The organism is Faecalibacterium sp. Marseille-Q4164, from assembly GCF_017377545.1.
Lineage (GTDB): Bacteria > Bacillota > Clostridia > Oscillospirales > Ruminococcaceae > Faecalibacterium > Faecalibacterium duncaniae.
Genome location: NZ_JAFREJ010000018.1, coordinates 33,610 through 48,218 on the forward strand (window position 1 = coordinate 33,610; position 14,609 = coordinate 48,218).

A 14,609-nucleotide genomic window follows, 5' to 3' on the forward strand; every position below is an offset into this window, starting at 1 on the left:
GATTACAATCAGTCAAGGCAAACCGAGAGACAAATACTTCGATTCGGAGGAGAAGATATTATGGCATGTACAACGCTTCTGGTTGGTAAAAACGCATCCTATGACGGCTCCACCATGATCGCCCGCAACGACGATTCCGGTTCCGGCCATTTCACGGCAAAGAAATTCGTGGTGGTCCAGCCAGAGGAGCATCCGGCGGTCTACCGTTCGGTGCTGTCCCATGTGGAGATCCCGCTGCCCGGTGACCCCATGCGGATGACCGCCATGCCCAACGCCGTGGAGGGCAAGGGAATCTGGGCCGCAGCCGGTGTCAATGCCGCCAATGTCGGCATGACCGCCACCGAGACCATCACCTCCAACCCCCGCGTGCTGGGCGCTGACCCGCTGGTGGTGTACCAGCCTGCCAGGGGGGAGCAGCCCGAGGTGCCCGGCGGCATCGGCGAGGAGGACATCGTCTATCTGGTGCTGCCCTACATCCACACCGCCCGCGAGGGCGTGGAGCGGCTGGGCAAGCTGCTGGAGACCTACGGTACTTACGAGATGAACGGCATCGCGTTCCAGGATGTGAACGAGATCTGGTGGCTGGAGACCATCGGCGGCCATCATTGGATGGCACGCCGTGTGCCCGATGACAGTTATGTGGTGATGCCGAACCAGCTGGGCATTGATGCCTTTGATCTGGACGATGCCTTTGGCGCGCAGGAAAACCATCTCTGCTCGGCTGACCTGAGGGAGTTTATTGCAAAGTATCACCTCGACCTGGCACAGGACGGCGTGTTCGACCCTCGTGCCGCCTTTGGCAGCCACACCGATTCCGACCACGTTTACAACACGCCCCGCGCCTGGTACATGCTGCGCACCCTGAACCCCACCACCTGGGTCTGGGATGGCCCCGATGCCGACTATACCCCCGCTTCCGACGACCTGCCCTGGTGCATGGTGCCTGAGAAGAAGATCACCCCCGAGGACGTGAAGTATGTGCTGTCCAGCCATTATCAGGGCACGCCGTACGATCCGTATGCAAGCTACGGTGCCAGAGAGAACCGGGGCGTTTACCGCTCCATCGGCATCAACCGCAACGACTTTGTGGCGCTGATTCAGCTGCGGCCTGATCTGCCCGCCGACCTGCAGGCAGTGGAGTGGGTGGCCTACGCCTCCAATGCCCTGAACGCCATGGTGCCCTTCTACGCCAATGTGGAGACGACCCCGGCCTATCTGGCCGGCACCACCGGTGAGGTGTCCACCGACAGCTTCTACTGGGTCAGCCGGATGATCGCTGCGATGGCGGATGCTTCCTATGGCAAGTCGGTATTCCATGTCGAGCGCTATGAGCTGGGGGTGCTCTCCGCCTGCCGTGCCCTGCTGAATCAGTATGACGCAAAGCAGCTGGCCGAGACCGACCCCGCCCGCCGCGCTGCCCTGCGCCAGGAGGCCAACGAGGCCCTGGCCGCTGAGGTCAAGGCCCGCGCCGCCGACACGCTGGATAAGGTGCTGTTTGAGCTGAGCAGCAATATGAAAAACGCATATTCCCGTTCGGATATGTGATATTTGAACGATATAATCCATCTGGTAGAAATAAGAATGCCCTGTACCATGCAAAACGGTACAGGGCATTGTTGTTTTGAAAGATAATTTAAGCGGCCAGAGCGGTCTTGATGGCGTTCATCACGGCATCGCTGTTCTCACAGCACACCATGACCACTTCGCCGGTGGGGACAGTGGCCACCTTGGCGGAGGCGGCGATCTGATACTGATCCTCGAGGTAGTGCTCCATCGTCTGCTGCTGGTTCTGGATATAGGCATCCATTGCGTCCGCGACCTCCTGCGTCTTGCCCTCAGCAGGCTTGACGATGGCAACGCCGTAGCTCTGCACCATCATGGCAGAGAGGGAAGCGGCAAGATCGGTGTAGCTGCCCTCGGGCAGGTCCAGCAGGGGGAGCAGCATGTTCTGGATCTCATCGTTCAGGTCCTCCGCCGGATAGCTGGCGCTGTAGCCGTACTGGGCGGTGAACTTGCCGTCCTCTGCCGGGGAGAAGATCATATAATAATCATTGTCCTCGGCTTCCCGGGCATCGTGGATGATCTGGGTGTAGTCTTTTGGGGTGGTATCTTTTTTGCTGCCGCAGCCGGTGAACACCAGCAGGGCACAGCCAAGAGCCAGCAAAGCGGCAAGAATGCGTTTTTTCATGGTCGTAGTTCCTTTCGTCTGACAAAGGCAGGGTGATCGTGATCAGTCTGCCCGCCTTTGGGGGCGTTTATGCAGCCGCTGAACGGCGGCCTTGTATCAGGAATACGGCCCGGAAGGCCGGAAGATTGCACGGCAGTTGTAACGGTTCTGTGAACGGCTTACAGCTGCAGCGCTTCCAGATCACCATGGTTGACCGGAGTAGAAAGGATGATCTGGGTGCTGGTGGTGCCCAGCTTCTGGAACTGCAGGATCAGGTGCTCCAGCTGGGGCATGCTGCCGCAGCTGACCTTGATGAGGAAGGTGTAGGCACCGGTGACATGGTAGCACTGCAGTACCTCCTTGCTGTTCTGCATCAGCTCCACCAGCTCGTCCCGGTGGCTGGGTGTGACGGACAGGCTGATGAGCGCGTCCACATAGACACGGTCTGCCGGGCGGTTCAGCACCACGGTGTAGCCGCTGATGATGCCGTCGGTCTCCAGCTTGTGGATGCGGCTGGAAACAGCCGGGCTGGTCAGTGCCACCTGCTCGGCGATCTCCTTGACGGGCATCCGGGCATTTTTTGCGAGAAGGGAGAGGATCTTGCGGTCTAAATCGTCCATGAGAAAGGTCTCCTTTTATGTTTTTGTTGAATTGTACAAAAATTTTTAAAAGTAAAGTTTTACTGTTGTCGCAATCGCATAAACTGCGGAAAAACTCGCTTTTGTGTTTTCTGTGTTAATTATATAAAGTTTTGATCGAAATGTAAAGTGCTAAATTAAAGCAAATGTCAAAAATTTTGTTTGACAAGAAAAGAAAAAAGCGTATAATACATATCGCAGGGCACGGTAAGCGCCGAGGACTGCGCAAAAACACGTTGTTTCTCAAGTGCCTGCATTTGAATTGCGATTCCCAACTTTATATACTTTCCCACCCCTCTATACACAAAAACCCGCTGCCAGGCGGGTTTTTGTGTTTGTTGGGGATTTTTTTATTTGTTCGAGACGATAGGACGGTGGGGAGTTTCCCAAAGCAAGTGTCCGGAGGGTGGGACCCGACTGCCGTCAGGCAGTTGGGCGGGGGATGGAATGCCCTGCAACGGCAACGACCGCCGCCAGTGGCGGATACAGGGAGTTGCTGTTGGGGCCGCGGCCAGCAAGACGCAAGCAACGCGCAGCGGATGCTGGGAGCCGCAACCCGAATTCGCGTCCGGAGAGCAGATGCTTAAACTAAATATCCTTCAAAACAGTGCAGGTCCTCGGTTTTGACGATGCCCTCCAGATAGAGCCCGTCCTCCCGGTAATCCTCCACCTGCACGCTGCCCCGCTCCCGCATGGGGGCGGCCAGGCCCAGCTTATCATAAGGTAGCAGCACCCGGATGGTGTGCACCCGGTCACTGAGCAGCTCGTCCAGCTTTTTCAGCAGGGCATCCAGACCGTAGCCGGTCTTGGCACTGGTCAACAGGATGTCCGGGTCAAAGTTCAGGGCATTGGGCTTGTCACACTTGTTGTAAACGGTCAGGCGGGGGATGTCGGCACAGTCCAGCCCGTCCAGGACCTCATCGGTAACGGCCAGCTGCTCTTCCCGCTGGTCGTCGCCCGCGTCCGCCACCCGCACGATGACATCAGACCATGCGGCTTCCTCCAGCGTGGATTTGAAGGCCTCCACCAGATTGTGGGGCAGGCGGGAGACAAAGCCGACCGTGTCCACCAGCAGAACGGCCATGCCGCTGGGCAGAACCAGCTTCCGGCTGGTGGGGTCCAGGGTGGCAAACAGCATGTCGGCCTCGGCCACGCTGGGGCCGCACAGGGCATTCATCAGGCTGGATTTGCCCACGTTGGTGTAACCCACAAGGCTGACCACCGGCATCCCGGTCTTGGCCCGGGCCTTGCGGCTCTCGCCCCGGCGCTTTTCCATCTCAGCCAGCTTTTCGGCCAGTGCGTCGATGCGGGCGTGGACGTGGCGGCGGTCCAGCTCCAGCTTGGTCTCACCGGCACCACGGCGGGCACCACCGCCGCCGCCGCCACCGCCGCCCTGGCGGCTCAGGCTCTCGCCCATTCCCTGCAGGCGGGGCAGACGGTAGCGCAGGAGTGCCAGCTCGGTCTGCAGCTTGCCCTCGTTGGTCACGGCGCGGCTGCGGAAGATCTCCAGGATCAGCATGGTGCGGTCAATGACCTCCATGCCGCCCAGCGCCGTGGAGATGTTGCGGATCTGGCTGCCGGTCAGTTCGCCGTCAAACACGGCACACTCGGCACCCAGCTCCGCGGCGGCAGCGGCGGCCTCCTCCAGCTTGCCGCTGCCCAGCACGATGCCGGTCTCGGGGGTCTGCCGCTTCTGGGTCACGGATGCCACAGCCTCCATGTGGTTGGCCTCGCAGAGTGCAGCCAGCTCGTTCAGGCTGCGCTCGCAGTCCCAAAGCCCCTGATCCAGGGCCAGTAAGATGACCTTTGTGGGGGGCGTTTCTACTAAAATGTCATAAAGTTCGCTCAAAATAAACCTCTCAGTTCTTCGTAATGTTCTCTTGTCAATGCGTAGCACCTGCAGGCAACCGGTGTGCCGTCAAATTTATGGTAGACAGAATCGTGGTCGTAGACAAAGCCGGCTTTCTGCTGGACCCGGCCGCTGGCAGGATTTTCAAACGCATGGCAGCAGGCCAGCCAGCTACTATCTGTATTTTTGAACCAGTATTCTACCACTGCTTTTAGCGCTTCGGTGGTAAAGCCTTTGTTCCACCAGGCCTTGCCGATGCAGTAGCCGACCTCCCACACGCCGTTCGTATGGTCGAAACCGGGCCAGGGGTCCCGCTCCGGCTCAGCGGAACTGGATGTGAACACGCCGATGGAGCCAAACACCTGCCTGGTAGATTTTTCCACGATGGCCCACTGGTAGTAATCTCCATTGGGGTAGAGCAGTGCCCATGCGGCCAGCAGTTCCCGGGTCTCGTCCACGTTTTTGTGGGGCTCCCACCGCAGCCAGCGGGTCACGTCCGGGTCGTTGGCCCAGTTGGCGTACATCATAGGGGCATCCTCCGGGGTCAGCGGGCGCAGAAGCAGCCGCTCCGTTTCGATCGTTTGTGTGCCTGCATGGCGCATGATACATCTCTCCTCACATGTAAAAGTTACGCATAGGATAGCACAAAACTGCCCTGCCTGCAAGCTGTGGTACGAAAAAACGCTTGACAAGAGGCGAAACTTTATTAAACTGAAGGAAGAGAGCAACAAAAAAACTCCCCGGAGCCCGGGGAGTGGAAGGTTATTCTGCGCTGAAGTCGGTTTTGAGGATGGAGACCCAGTTGCTTTTACCATAGAGGAACCGGAGAATGTGGACGACCTGAGCGGGTTCCTCGATCTGGTAAAACACGAGATAATTCTGAACAGAAAAGAAGCGAATTTTCCAACCTGCCAACATGGGGTCGGTAACAATGGGAAAGCGCTGTGGAAAGATATCGAGCGAACGAAACTGCTTCCACGCATTGTCGATCAGACGGTCCGCCGCAGAAGGGTTCATAAGCATCCCGTCGATGTAGTCAAAGGCATCGGCAAGATCACGTTTGGTTGCAACGGTGATATCAATAGAATAATTCATCGACGACTCCTGCGATTTTTCAGCTCAGCCATTGCCTCATCCAGAGGGATGGTACGTCCGGCGGCAACATCGTCCAGACCTTCCTGGAGCTTGGAATACAGCTCAAAGCGGCCTGCCAGCTCTTCGTAGGTCTCAATGCTCATCACGGCCAGATCGCCCTTGCCGTTTTTGGTGATGAACACCGGCTCTGCGTAGGTGTGGCAGAAGGTAGAGATATCATTGTAGTTGTTGCGCAGGTCTGCGCTGGAACGAATCTTCGGCATGAAAATACACCTCGCTTTCATAACAAAATTATACCTGAATTTTTTTATATTCGCAAGAGGGAACTGAGGGAAAAGGAGACATTTTATGAAAGACATCCGCGAACTGTTGCAGACCCGCCCCCTGCTTTTTGATGGTGCCATGGGTACTTATTATAAGGCGGCTCCCGGGGTGGAGTGCGAGCAAGCCAACCTGACCGACCCGGCGGGGGTGCTGGCTGTCCACCGGGAGTATCTGGCGGCAGGGGCTGATGCCGTCAAGACGAATACCTTCAGCCTGCCCCGGCTGGCGGCGGCACACGCGCCCGGCTGGGAACAACTGGCGCAGGCAGGCTGGCAGCTGGCTGTGCAGGCCGCAGAGGAGACGGGTGCCGCCGTTTTTGCCGACCTCGGCCCGGCTCCGGATACCGAGGCAGTTCCGGCGGGGCAGGTATATACGGCTGTGGCAAAGCAGTTCGCGGCGCTGGGGGCCAGGAATTTCCTGTTCGAGACCCTGAGCTCCGATGCGGGCCTTCTGGATGCCGTGGGGGCCATCAAGGCGGAAGTGCCGGATGCCTTTGTGCTGGTGTCCTTTGCGGTCCTGCCCGACGGCTACACCCGGGAGGGCATGTACTGCAAAGACCTTGCCCGGCGGATGCAGGAAAGTGGCATCGTGGATGCCGTGGGCCTGAACTGCGTGTCGGCACCCGGTGCCATGCGCACACTGGCAAAGCAGCTGGGGGGCACGCTGCCCCTGTCGGTCATGCCCAACGCGGGTTATCCCGTTGTCACCCGGACGCAGGTGAAGTATCAGGGCAGGCCGGAGTACTTTGCAAGGGAGCTGGGCCGTCTGGCCGCCGAGGGCACGGTTCAGATCCTGGGCGGCTGCTGCGGCACTACCCCTGCCCACATTGCCGCACTGCGGGCGGAGCTGGACAGCCTGCCCGTGGTGGAAAAAACGACTCCGGCAGAAGAGTTTTCCACCGCGAAGGAACAGACGGTGGAAAACGAGGATGCTTTCCTGCGCAAGCTGAACGCAGGGGAAAAGGTCATTGCCATTGAGCTGGATTCTCCCCGCAATGCGGACCTGACCGGCTATCTGGAAGGGGCAAAAAAGCTGCAGGCGGCGGGCGCTGACCTGCTGACCATTGCCGACTGCCCCATTGCACAGGCCCGGATGGATTCCTCTCTGGTGGCCTGCCGGGTCCACCGGGAGCTGGGGCTGTGCACCCTGCCCCACATGACCTGCCGCGACCGCAACCTGAACGCCACCAAGGCCCTGCTGCTGGGCCTGTATGCCGAGGGCGTGCGGGAGGTGCTGGCCATCACCGGTGACCCCATCCCCACGGCAGAGCGGGACGAGGTGAAGAACGTTTACCAGTTCAACTCCCGCAAGCTGGCCCAGTACATCGTCTCGCTGGCAGGGGAAGGCCGGGAGATGCCCGGCCCCATGACCGTGTTCGGTGCCCTGAATCTGAACGCCTGCAACTTTGATGTGGAGCTGCGCCGGGCAAAGGAGAAGCTGGAAAACGGCATGAGCGGCTTTCTGACCCAGCCGGTGCTCTCGGCACAGGCGGTGGAAAACCTGAGAAAGTCCCGGGAGACGCTGGGGGCCGATGCAAAGATCCTGGCCGGTATCATGCCGGTGGTCAGCCAGCGCAACGCCATCTTCATGGAGAACGAGATCAACGGCATCCATGTGGAGGACTGGATCATTGAAAAGTTTGCCGGGCTCGACCGTGCCCAGGGCGAGGAGCTGGGTCTTGCCATCTCGCTGGAAATGGCAAAGGCCGCCCTGCCGTATGCGGACGGCCTCTACCTGATGACCCCCTTCAACCGGGTGGCCCTGATGGAGCGGCTGATCGGCAGATTGAAGCAGGAAGTTCTCGGAGCATATTGACAAAACGCCAAAAAAACGTTATATTCTTTGTATAAATGCAACGAGAAAGAGTGTGCGCGGCAAACCGCCTTGCAGAGAGCCGGGGGCAGGTGAGAGCCCGGCAGGTAAGCGCTGCGCACTGTCGCTTTTGAGCAGGGGCGGTGAAGCCAGTAGCCGCCCTCGGAGCTGCCCCACGTTACCGGGGCATCAAGGGGCACGGGCTGTGTTTGCAGCCGGTGCAATTTGGGTGGTACCGCGGTATGTAGTTTACAGCCGTCCCATGGAACGTTCCGTGGGGCGGCTTTTTTCGTCCCACTCATCACATTTTTGGGAGGATACAATGAAAGAACTCGCAAAACAGTACGATCCCAGCCAGGTGGAAGACCGTATCTACCAGTTCTGGCAGGACGGCGGCTACTTCCACACGGAAGCGGACCCCGACAAGAAGCCTTACACCATCGTTATGCCCCCTCCGAACGTGACCGGCCAGCTCCACATGGGCCATGCGCTGGATAACACCATGCAGGATGTGCTCATCCGCACCAAGCGGATGCAGGGCTATGCCGCCCTGTGGGTGCCCGGCACCGACCACGCATCCATCGCCACCGAGGCCAAGGTCGTGGAGGCCATGCGTGCCGAGGGCCTGACCAAGGAGATGGTGGGCCGCGACGGTTTCCTGGAGCGCGCCTGGGACTGGAAGACCAAGTACGGCAACCGCATCGTCAGCCAGCTGAAAAAGCTGGGCACCAGCTGTGACTGGCAGCGGGAGCGCTTTACCATGGACGAGGGCTGCTCGGATGCCGTCAAGGAAGTGTTCGTGCGCCTGTACGACAAGGGCCTGATCTACCGCGGCAACCGGATGGTCAACTGGTGCCCCCATTGCAACACCTCCATCTCGGATGCCGAGGTGGAGTACGAGGAAAAGGACGGCAATTTCTGGCACCTGCTCTACCCGGTCAAGGAGACCGGCGAGATGCTGGAGCTGGCAACCACCCGCCCCGAGACCATGCTGGGTGATACCGCTGTTGCCATCAACGGCGAGGACCCCCGCTATGCCCACCTCCACGGCTGCCATGTTGTCCTGCCCCTGCTGAACAAGGAGATCCCCATCGTCTGCGACGAGCACGCTGATATGACCAAGGGCACCGGTGTCGTCAAGATCACCCCCGCCCACGACCCCAACGACTTTGAAGTGGGTCTGCGCCATGATCTGCCCATCGTCCGGGTGTTTACCTACGACGGCCACATGACCGGTGCTGCCGATAAGGCCGCTGCCGATGCACTGTTTGCCGCAGGCAAGAACACCGTGAACGAGCCCGAGGTGCTGGACTGCGGCAAGTACGCCGGCATGACCACCCTCGAGGCCCGCAAGGCCATTCTGGCAGACCTGAAGGAGGGCGGCTTCCTGAAGGAGATCGAGCCCCTGAAGCACGAGGTCGGCACCTGCTACCGCTGCCACTCCACCATCGAGCCCATGGTCTCCAAGCAGTGGTTCGTCAAGATGGAGCCGCTGGCAAAGCCTGCCATCGAGAGCGTGGAGAAGGGCGAGATCAAGTTCGTGCCCGAGCGCTTTACCAAGAACTACCTCAACTGGATGAAGGGCACCCGCGACTGGTGCATCAGCCGTCAGCTGTGGTGGGGCCACCAGATCCCGGCCTTCTACTGCGATGACTGCGGCGAGACCGTGGTCGCCAAAGAGATGCCCTGCACCTGCCCCAAGTGCGGCGGTAGCCACTTCACCCAGGACCCCGATACGCTGGATACCTGGTTCTCCTCCGCTCTGTGGCCCTTCAGCACTCTGGGCTGGCCCAACGAGGACAGCGCGGACCTGAAGTACTTCTACCCCACCAACACGCTGGTCACCGGCTATGATATCATCGGCTTCTGGGTCAGCCGCATGATCTTCTCCGGCCTGGCCTACACCGGCAAGGCTCCCTTCGACACTGTCTGTATCCACGGCATCGTCCGCGACAGCCAGGGCCGCAAGATGTCCAAGAGCCTGGGCAACGGCATCGACCCGCTGGAGGTCATTGCCCAGTACGGCGCGGATGCACTGCGCTTCATGCTGCTGGACGGCTCCACCCCCGGCAACGATATGCGTTACAGCGAAAAGAAGGTGGAGGCTGCCCGCAACTTTGCCAATAAGCTGTGGAACGCCACCCGTTTTGTCCTGATGAACCTGCCCGAGGACTTCCAGCCCGGCCTGCCCGAGGAGAGCAAGCTGGACATGAGCGACAAGTGGGTGCTGACCAAGCTGAATCAGGTGGCCGGTGCCATGACCGACAACCTCGACCACTTCGAGATGGGGCTGGCCGCGGCCAAGATCAACAGCTTCATCTGGGATGTCTACTGCGACTGGTTCATCGAGATCGCAAAGCCCCGCCTGAACTCCGGCGATGCAGAGCAGGCAGATACCGCCCGCCGTGTGCTGGTGTATGTGCTGGACAAGGCCCTCAAGCTGCTGCATCCCTTCATGCCCTTCATCACGGAGGAGCTGTATCAGGCCCTGCCCGGCTCCGCCGAGACCATTATGACCCAGAGCTGGCCCACCTTTGACGAGGCACACAACTGGGCTGAGGAAGAGGAAGCCTTTGAAAAGGTCATGGACTACATCAAGGCAGTCCGCACCATGCGCACCGAGATGAATGTCCATCCTGCCAAAAAGACCAGTATGATCATCGAGACGGCTGATCCCGCTCCCTTCCGGAATGCAGAGGTCTATCTGGCAAAGTTTGCCTTTGCCACCGACGTGACCTTTACGGAAAAGTACGAGGGCAGCACCGATGGCATGGTGCAGGTGTCCACCCACACCGCCCGCGGCTTTATCCCCATGATGGAGCTGATCGACCGCGAGAAGGAGCTGGCCCGCCTGAACAAGGAAAAGGCCAAGGCAGAGAAGGAACTGGCCATGTTCGAGAACCAGCTGGCCAACCCCAAGTTCGTGGAGCGTGCCCCCGCCGCTCTGGTGGAAGAGATCCGCGCAAAGCGCACCAACAGCCAGAGCAAGCTGGCCAACATCGAGCAGAGCATCAAGGCTCTGGGCTAAGCGGATGCAGGAACAGAATCAACGCACCTCCCCGTGGCTCATCGCGTGGCGGGTGATCTTTACCTTTGCCCTCATCGGCTGCATCGTGTTCATCTTCTCGAACTCTCTGCAGATCGCGGATGTGTCCGAGGGGGCCAGCGGCCGGGTACTGGGGATACTGCAGGGCATCCTGCGGCATCTGGGCCTTCCCGGTGCCGCCGACCGGCTCACCATGCACATCGTGCGCAAGCTGGCGCATTTCTGCGAGTATCTGCTGGAAGGCTTCCTGCTCATGCTCTGCCTGCGGGTGTACACCCGGCACTTCTTCAAGCATGTGTCCTGGCCCATGCTGGGCGGCCTGCTCACAGCCCTGACCGATGAGACCATCCAGCTCTTTGTGCCGGGCCGCAGCGGCCAGGTCACCGATATCTGGATCGATTTTTCCGGTGTGATGACCGGCCTGCTGGTGGGACTCATCCTGCTGGGGCTTGTCCGGATGTGCATCATTCTCTATCAACATCGAAACGAGGTTTGACGCAATGACCATTGAACAGGCAAATGCTTATTTTGCATCTCTGCCCGAGGGCTTTGCCCCGGCCCGGCAGCTGCAGGAAGCCCTCTCTGCCAAGGCAGGCCGGGTGGATTATCTGGGCGTAGCCGGTACGGCTGGCAAAACGACTGCCGCCGCCCTCACGGCGGCGGTGCTCAGGGCTGCCGGCCTCGTTACCGGCAGCTACCACGCAGGCTGTGAGCCGCTCTCTGCCCGCATCCGGGTGAATGGGGAGCCTGTGGCACCGGAGCTGCTTGCACAGGCCGCCGAGATCCTGAGCACCCGGGAGACCCTGCCCCGTGCTGCCGCCGAGCTGGCTGCCGCTGCCCGCTGCTTTGGCGAGGCAGGCTGTGCGCTGGCCGTGGTGGAACTGCCCGATGCGGGACTTGCCGAGGCCCTGCCCAAGATGCCGGTCTGTGCGGTCACCTCCATCGGCCCGGACGGCATCAGTGCCTCACTGGAGCGCTCCGCCGCGCTGGCGGCCGGTGTCATGCGCAAGGGCAGCATCTGCGTCACCGCGCCTGAGCAGCCCAAGGCTGTGGTCAGTGAGCTCGTCGTGGCCGCCGGTAAGGCAGACTGTGAGCTGGTCGTGCCGGACCCCGATGACATCACCTTCCTCGAAGCCGAAAAATTTGCCAGCCGTGTGGACTACGGCGGCTATACCGTGCCGCTGGCCTTCCTGGGCCGTCACGCGGCGGGCAGTGCCGCCATTGCGGTGGAGCTGGCCCTGGCCCTCTGCAAAAAGGGCTATGACATCCCCGATGAAGCCATTCTGGAAGGTCTGGCCGCTGTGGAGAACCGCAGCAGCATCCGGGTCCTCTCCCAGCGCCCGCTGGTGGTGCTGGATGCCTGCCGCACCCCGCAGCAAGCCATTGCCCTGCTCCGCGTCCTGAACATGGCCAAGGTGCGCCACCTGAGCGCTGTCATCGGTCTGGCAGAGGAAGAAGGAGCCGAGGCCTTCTTCTCCGCGCTGGAAAGCGGCTTGACGGCTGAGACCCAGAAAAAAGACCGTACCACCATGCCCGGCATGAGCGAGAATCCCTTTGATAAGGTGTTCCTCGTTCCCCCGGTGGGTACGGATGCCGCCATGACCGAGCGCCTGCTGGAAAAGGCACGCTACCACTTTGATGCCGAGCTCTGCGGGAGCCTGGCCGAAGCTGTGGATCTTGCCCGGACCAACAGCCGCCGCGGCCTGCTGATCTGCGGCGGCGAAGCCATCGCACTGGAGGCTGCCGATCTGCTGGCTGAAAAGTAAGCGACACCCTTTTCTAAAATATGCCCGGAAGAGCCTGTACACTGATGGAAACGTGTACAGGCTCTTTTATTTTGGTTTAGAGGAAACCGCTCGGGCTATGTTTCGCACTGCCGACCTCCCGGAAAGGGGAAGCCTCCGGCAGACCGGACAAGCCTGAGCGATTCACGCAAGGAAAGGACAGAAAATGGCAACAGTTACATTCAGTGCGGCGGACGATCTGCTCTATGCCTATCTGGCAGGGGAGATCGACCACGATGCCGCACAGAACCTGCGCATCCAGCTGGACGATGCCCTTTTGGCCCGCACCCCCAAAACGCTGGTGCTCGATCTGGGCGGGGTTGGGTTTATGGATTCGTCCGGGGTGGGGCTGATTCTGGGCCGCCAGCGCTGCGCCCGCAGTCTGGGCGGAACCCTGCGTATCCAGCACGCCCCGGAGCAGCTGCGCCGCGTTCTGCGGCTGGCCAATATCCCCTGCACGGATGCAGGACAGGAGGAATGATGATGAAAGCGGAAAACACGACCAGGATCCAATTTGATTCCCTCAGCGTCAACGAAGCGTATGCCCGCGGTGCGGCAGCGGCTTTTCTGGCCCGATATGACCCCACCGTGCCCCAGCTGGCTGACCTGAAAACGGCGGTATCCGAAGCCGTCACCAACTGCATCGTCCACGCCTACCCCGACCGGGTGGGGCCCATCACCATGACAGTCTCCGTTTATCCGGGGCGGGTGGTCAGAATCGTGATCGCAGACAAAGGGGTCGGCATCCCGGATATCCCCAGAGCGATGGAGCCGCTCTTTACCACCGGCAACCCGGAGGAGCGCTCCGGTCTCGGTTTTGCGGTCATGCAGAGCTTTATGGATAAAGTTAGTGTGCGCTCCGCTCCCGGCCGGGGCACTCGGGTCACCCTGACAAAGCATCTGGAGGAAAAGCCCTCTACATAAAAGGAAATGAGGGAATATCATGGTAACGGACAAGACCCGGCGCAGTGCATTCATTGAACAGAACCTCGGGTTGGTACACGCCTGTGCTGGCCGCTTCCGGGGCAGGGGCATTGAATACGATGATCTCTACGGCGCTGGCTGCATGGGGCTGGTCAAGGCGACCGACGGCTTTGATGAGGGGCGTGGGGTCTGCTTTTCTACCTATGCAGTGCCAGTGATCCTGGGCGAGATCAAAAAGCTCTTCCGGGAGGGCGGCACAGTCAAGGTCAGCCGTTCCTTAAAAGAACTGGGACTGCGGATCAATGCGGCGCGGGAACATCACAGGAAGCTCTGCGGCACCGAGCCGACCCTTTCTCAACTGGCAGAAGAGCTGGGGGAGAGCGTGGAGAACATCACGCTTGCGATCCAGGCTGCACAGCCCGCCCTGAGCCTGACCCCGGAAGGGGAGAACAGTGACCGGCAGATAGATATCCCGGTGGAATCTCCGGAGGAAGAACTTGCGGATAAGATCGGTCTGGCCGAGGTGCTGGAAAGTCTGCCGGAAGAGGACCGGCTCCTGATCCGCCTGCGGTTCTATGCCAACCGCACCCAGAGTGAGACGGCAAAAGTGCTGCATACCACGCAGGTGCAGATCTCCCGGCGGGAGCGCAAGATCCTGCGCAAAATGCGGGAGCGGTTATTGGAATGAGCCGTGCAAAAGAAAATAGGGCTTTTCTTGAAAAAATGTAAAAAAAGGGCTTGCTTTTTGTCTGAGTCTGTGCTAAAATACATTACTGTCAGGCGGATGTCTGACACAAACGCTTCAGAAAAAACGGATGAAAAGTGACGAAGGTCGATTGGTTCTTCTAAGAACTTCAAAAAATCTTCAAAAAATGCTTGACATTCTAACACAAACGTGCTAAAATGTATAAGCTATCAGCCGCTAAGGCTGAGGCGCACAGGACCTTGAAAATTGAACAATATCGAAAAA

The 14,609-nt window shown here is 59.7% G+C and carries 14 protein-coding genes and 1 other annotated feature; of the genes, 8 read left to right on the top strand and 6 right to left on the bottom strand.

All coding sequences use genetic code 11. The features are described 5' to 3' along the window. The first annotated feature begins 60 nt into the window (after window positions 1-60). A complete protein-coding gene (locus J3352_RS12245) occupies window positions 61-1,545 on the top strand; it encodes a C69 family dipeptidase (RefSeq protein ID WP_035395069.1) in 1,485 nt (494 codons plus the stop codon). A gap of 88 nt (window positions 1,546-1,633) precedes the next feature. Here the strand turns inward: J3352_RS12245 and J3352_RS12250 are convergent, their stop codons facing one another. From J3352_RS12250 to J3352_RS12275, 6 genes are all read right to left on the bottom strand, one after another. Beyond that, the gene (locus tag J3352_RS12250) at window positions 1,634-2,188 is read right to left on the bottom strand and encodes a DUF4358 domain-containing protein (RefSeq protein WP_156067359.1); all 555 of its coding nucleotides are present in this window, start codon (window positions 2,186-2,188) and stop codon (window positions 1,634-1,636) included. Between the two features lie 158 nt (window positions 2,189-2,346). Next, a complete protein-coding gene (locus J3352_RS12255; RefSeq protein ID WP_097771813.1) occupies window positions 2,347-2,787 on the bottom strand; it encodes an Lrp/AsnC family transcriptional regulator in 441 nt (146 codons plus the stop codon). Between the two features lie 601 nt (window positions 2,788-3,388). Further along, window positions 3,389-4,654: a GTPase HflX gene (gene hflX / locus J3352_RS12260; RefSeq protein WP_156067361.1), complete on the bottom strand. Its 1,266-nt coding sequence runs from the start codon at window positions 4,652-4,654 to the stop codon at window positions 3,389-3,391. Further along, window positions 4,651-5,256: a GNAT family N-acetyltransferase gene (locus J3352_RS12265; RefSeq protein WP_156067363.1), complete on the bottom strand. Its 606-nt coding sequence runs from the start codon at window positions 5,254-5,256 to the stop codon at window positions 4,651-4,653. The genes hflX and J3352_RS12265 overlap by 4 nt, the downstream gene beginning before the upstream one ends. Before the next feature lie 160 nt (window positions 5,257-5,416). Beyond that, entirely contained in the window at window positions 5,417-5,749 is a 333-nt protein-coding gene (locus J3352_RS12270) for a type II toxin-antitoxin system RelE/ParE family toxin (RefSeq protein ID WP_156067365.1), read from the bottom strand. After that, complete coding sequence (locus tag J3352_RS12275; protein ID WP_035395070.1) at window positions 5,746-6,012, bottom strand: type II toxin-antitoxin system prevent-host-death family antitoxin; 267 nt, start codon at window positions 6,010-6,012, stop codon at window positions 5,746-5,748. The genes J3352_RS12270 and J3352_RS12275 overlap by 4 nt, the downstream gene beginning before the upstream one ends. Before the next feature lie 85 nt (window positions 6,013-6,097). Between J3352_RS12275 and J3352_RS12280 the strand changes: the two genes are divergently transcribed. The 7 genes from J3352_RS12280 to J3352_RS12310 all read left to right on the top strand — a co-directional run bounded on the left by J3352_RS12280 (window position 6,098) and on the right by J3352_RS12310 (window position 14,327). Beyond that, window positions 6,098-7,888: a bifunctional homocysteine S-methyltransferase/methylenetetrahydrofolate reductase gene (locus tag J3352_RS12280; RefSeq protein WP_156067367.1), complete on the top strand. Its 1,791-nt coding sequence runs from the start codon at window positions 6,098-6,100 to the stop codon at window positions 7,886-7,888. A gap of 31 nt (window positions 7,889-7,919) precedes the next feature. Further along, window positions 7,920-8,151: a binding site (T-box leader), on the top strand. A gap of 56 nt (window positions 8,152-8,207) precedes the next feature. Beyond that, window positions 8,208-10,913: a valine--tRNA ligase gene (locus J3352_RS12285; RefSeq protein WP_097772728.1), complete on the top strand. Its 2,706-nt coding sequence runs from the start codon at window positions 8,208-8,210 to the stop codon at window positions 10,911-10,913. Between the two features lie 4 nt (window positions 10,914-10,917). Further along, entirely contained in the window at window positions 10,918-11,427 is a 510-nt protein-coding gene (locus J3352_RS12290) for a VanZ family protein (protein ID WP_005936544.1), read from the top strand. Window positions 11,428-11,431: 4 nt separating this feature from the next. After that, window positions 11,432-12,697 carry a folylpolyglutamate synthase gene (locus tag J3352_RS12295; protein ID WP_156067369.1) on the top strand — a complete coding sequence of 422 codons (1,266 nt, stop codon included), beginning with the start codon at window positions 11,432-11,434 and terminating at the stop codon, window positions 12,695-12,697. 184 nt (window positions 12,698-12,881) lie between these two features. Continuing rightward, on the top strand, window positions 12,882-13,196 hold the full coding sequence (locus J3352_RS12300) for an anti-sigma factor antagonist (protein ID WP_005936547.1): 315 nt from the start codon (window positions 12,882-12,884) through the stop codon (window positions 13,194-13,196). 2 nt (window positions 13,197-13,198) lie between these two features. Beyond that, window positions 13,199-13,639 carry an anti-sigma F factor gene (spoIIAB, locus tag J3352_RS12305; RefSeq protein ID WP_097772726.1) on the top strand — a complete coding sequence of 147 codons (441 nt, stop codon included), beginning with the start codon at window positions 13,199-13,201 and terminating at the stop codon, window positions 13,637-13,639. A gap of 19 nt (window positions 13,640-13,658) precedes the next feature. Further along, a complete protein-coding gene (locus J3352_RS12310) occupies window positions 13,659-14,327 on the top strand; it encodes a sigma-70 family RNA polymerase sigma factor (RefSeq protein ID WP_156067371.1) in 669 nt (222 codons plus the stop codon). The last annotated feature ends 282 nt before the right edge of the window (window positions 14,328-14,609 follow it).

What these genes read in the sequence shown, in the direction of transcription:
- J3352_RS12245 (WP_035395069.1), top strand. Translation starts at nt 61, where the DNA reads ATGGCATGTACAACGCTTCTGGTTGGTAAAAACGCATCCTATGACGGC.
- J3352_RS12250 (WP_156067359.1), bottom strand. Translation starts at nt 2,188, where the DNA reads ATGAAAAAACGCATTCTTGCCGCTTTGCTGGCTCTTGGCTGTGCCCTG.
- J3352_RS12255 (WP_097771813.1), bottom strand. Translation starts at nt 2,787, where the DNA reads ATGGACGATTTAGACCGCAAGATCCTCTCCCTTCTCGCAAAAAATGCC.
- J3352_RS12265 (WP_156067363.1), bottom strand. Translation starts at nt 5,256, where the DNA reads ATGCGCCATGCAGGCACACAAACGATCGAAACGGAGCGGCTGCTTCTG.
- J3352_RS12270 (WP_156067365.1), bottom strand. Translation starts at nt 5,749, where the DNA reads ATGAATTATTCTATTGATATCACCGTTGCAACCAAACGTGATCTTGCC.
- J3352_RS12275 (WP_035395070.1), bottom strand. Translation starts at nt 6,012, where the DNA reads ATGCCGAAGATTCGTTCCAGCGCAGACCTGCGCAACAACTACAATGAT.
- J3352_RS12280 (WP_156067367.1), top strand. Translation starts at nt 6,098, where the DNA reads ATGAAAGACATCCGCGAACTGTTGCAGACCCGCCCCCTGCTTTTTGAT.
- J3352_RS12285 (WP_097772728.1), top strand. Translation starts at nt 8,208, where the DNA reads ATGAAAGAACTCGCAAAACAGTACGATCCCAGCCAGGTGGAAGACCGT.
- J3352_RS12290 (WP_005936544.1), top strand. Translation starts at nt 10,918, where the DNA reads ATGCAGGAACAGAATCAACGCACCTCCCCGTGGCTCATCGCGTGGCGG.
- J3352_RS12295 (WP_156067369.1), top strand. Translation starts at nt 11,432, where the DNA reads ATGACCATTGAACAGGCAAATGCTTATTTTGCATCTCTGCCCGAGGGC.
- J3352_RS12300 (WP_005936547.1), top strand. Translation starts at nt 12,882, where the DNA reads ATGGCAACAGTTACATTCAGTGCGGCGGACGATCTGCTCTATGCCTAT.
- spoIIAB (WP_097772726.1), top strand. Translation starts at nt 13,199, where the DNA reads ATGAAAGCGGAAAACACGACCAGGATCCAATTTGATTCCCTCAGCGTC.
- J3352_RS12310 (WP_156067371.1), top strand. Translation starts at nt 13,659, where the DNA reads ATGGTAACGGACAAGACCCGGCGCAGTGCATTCATTGAACAGAACCTC.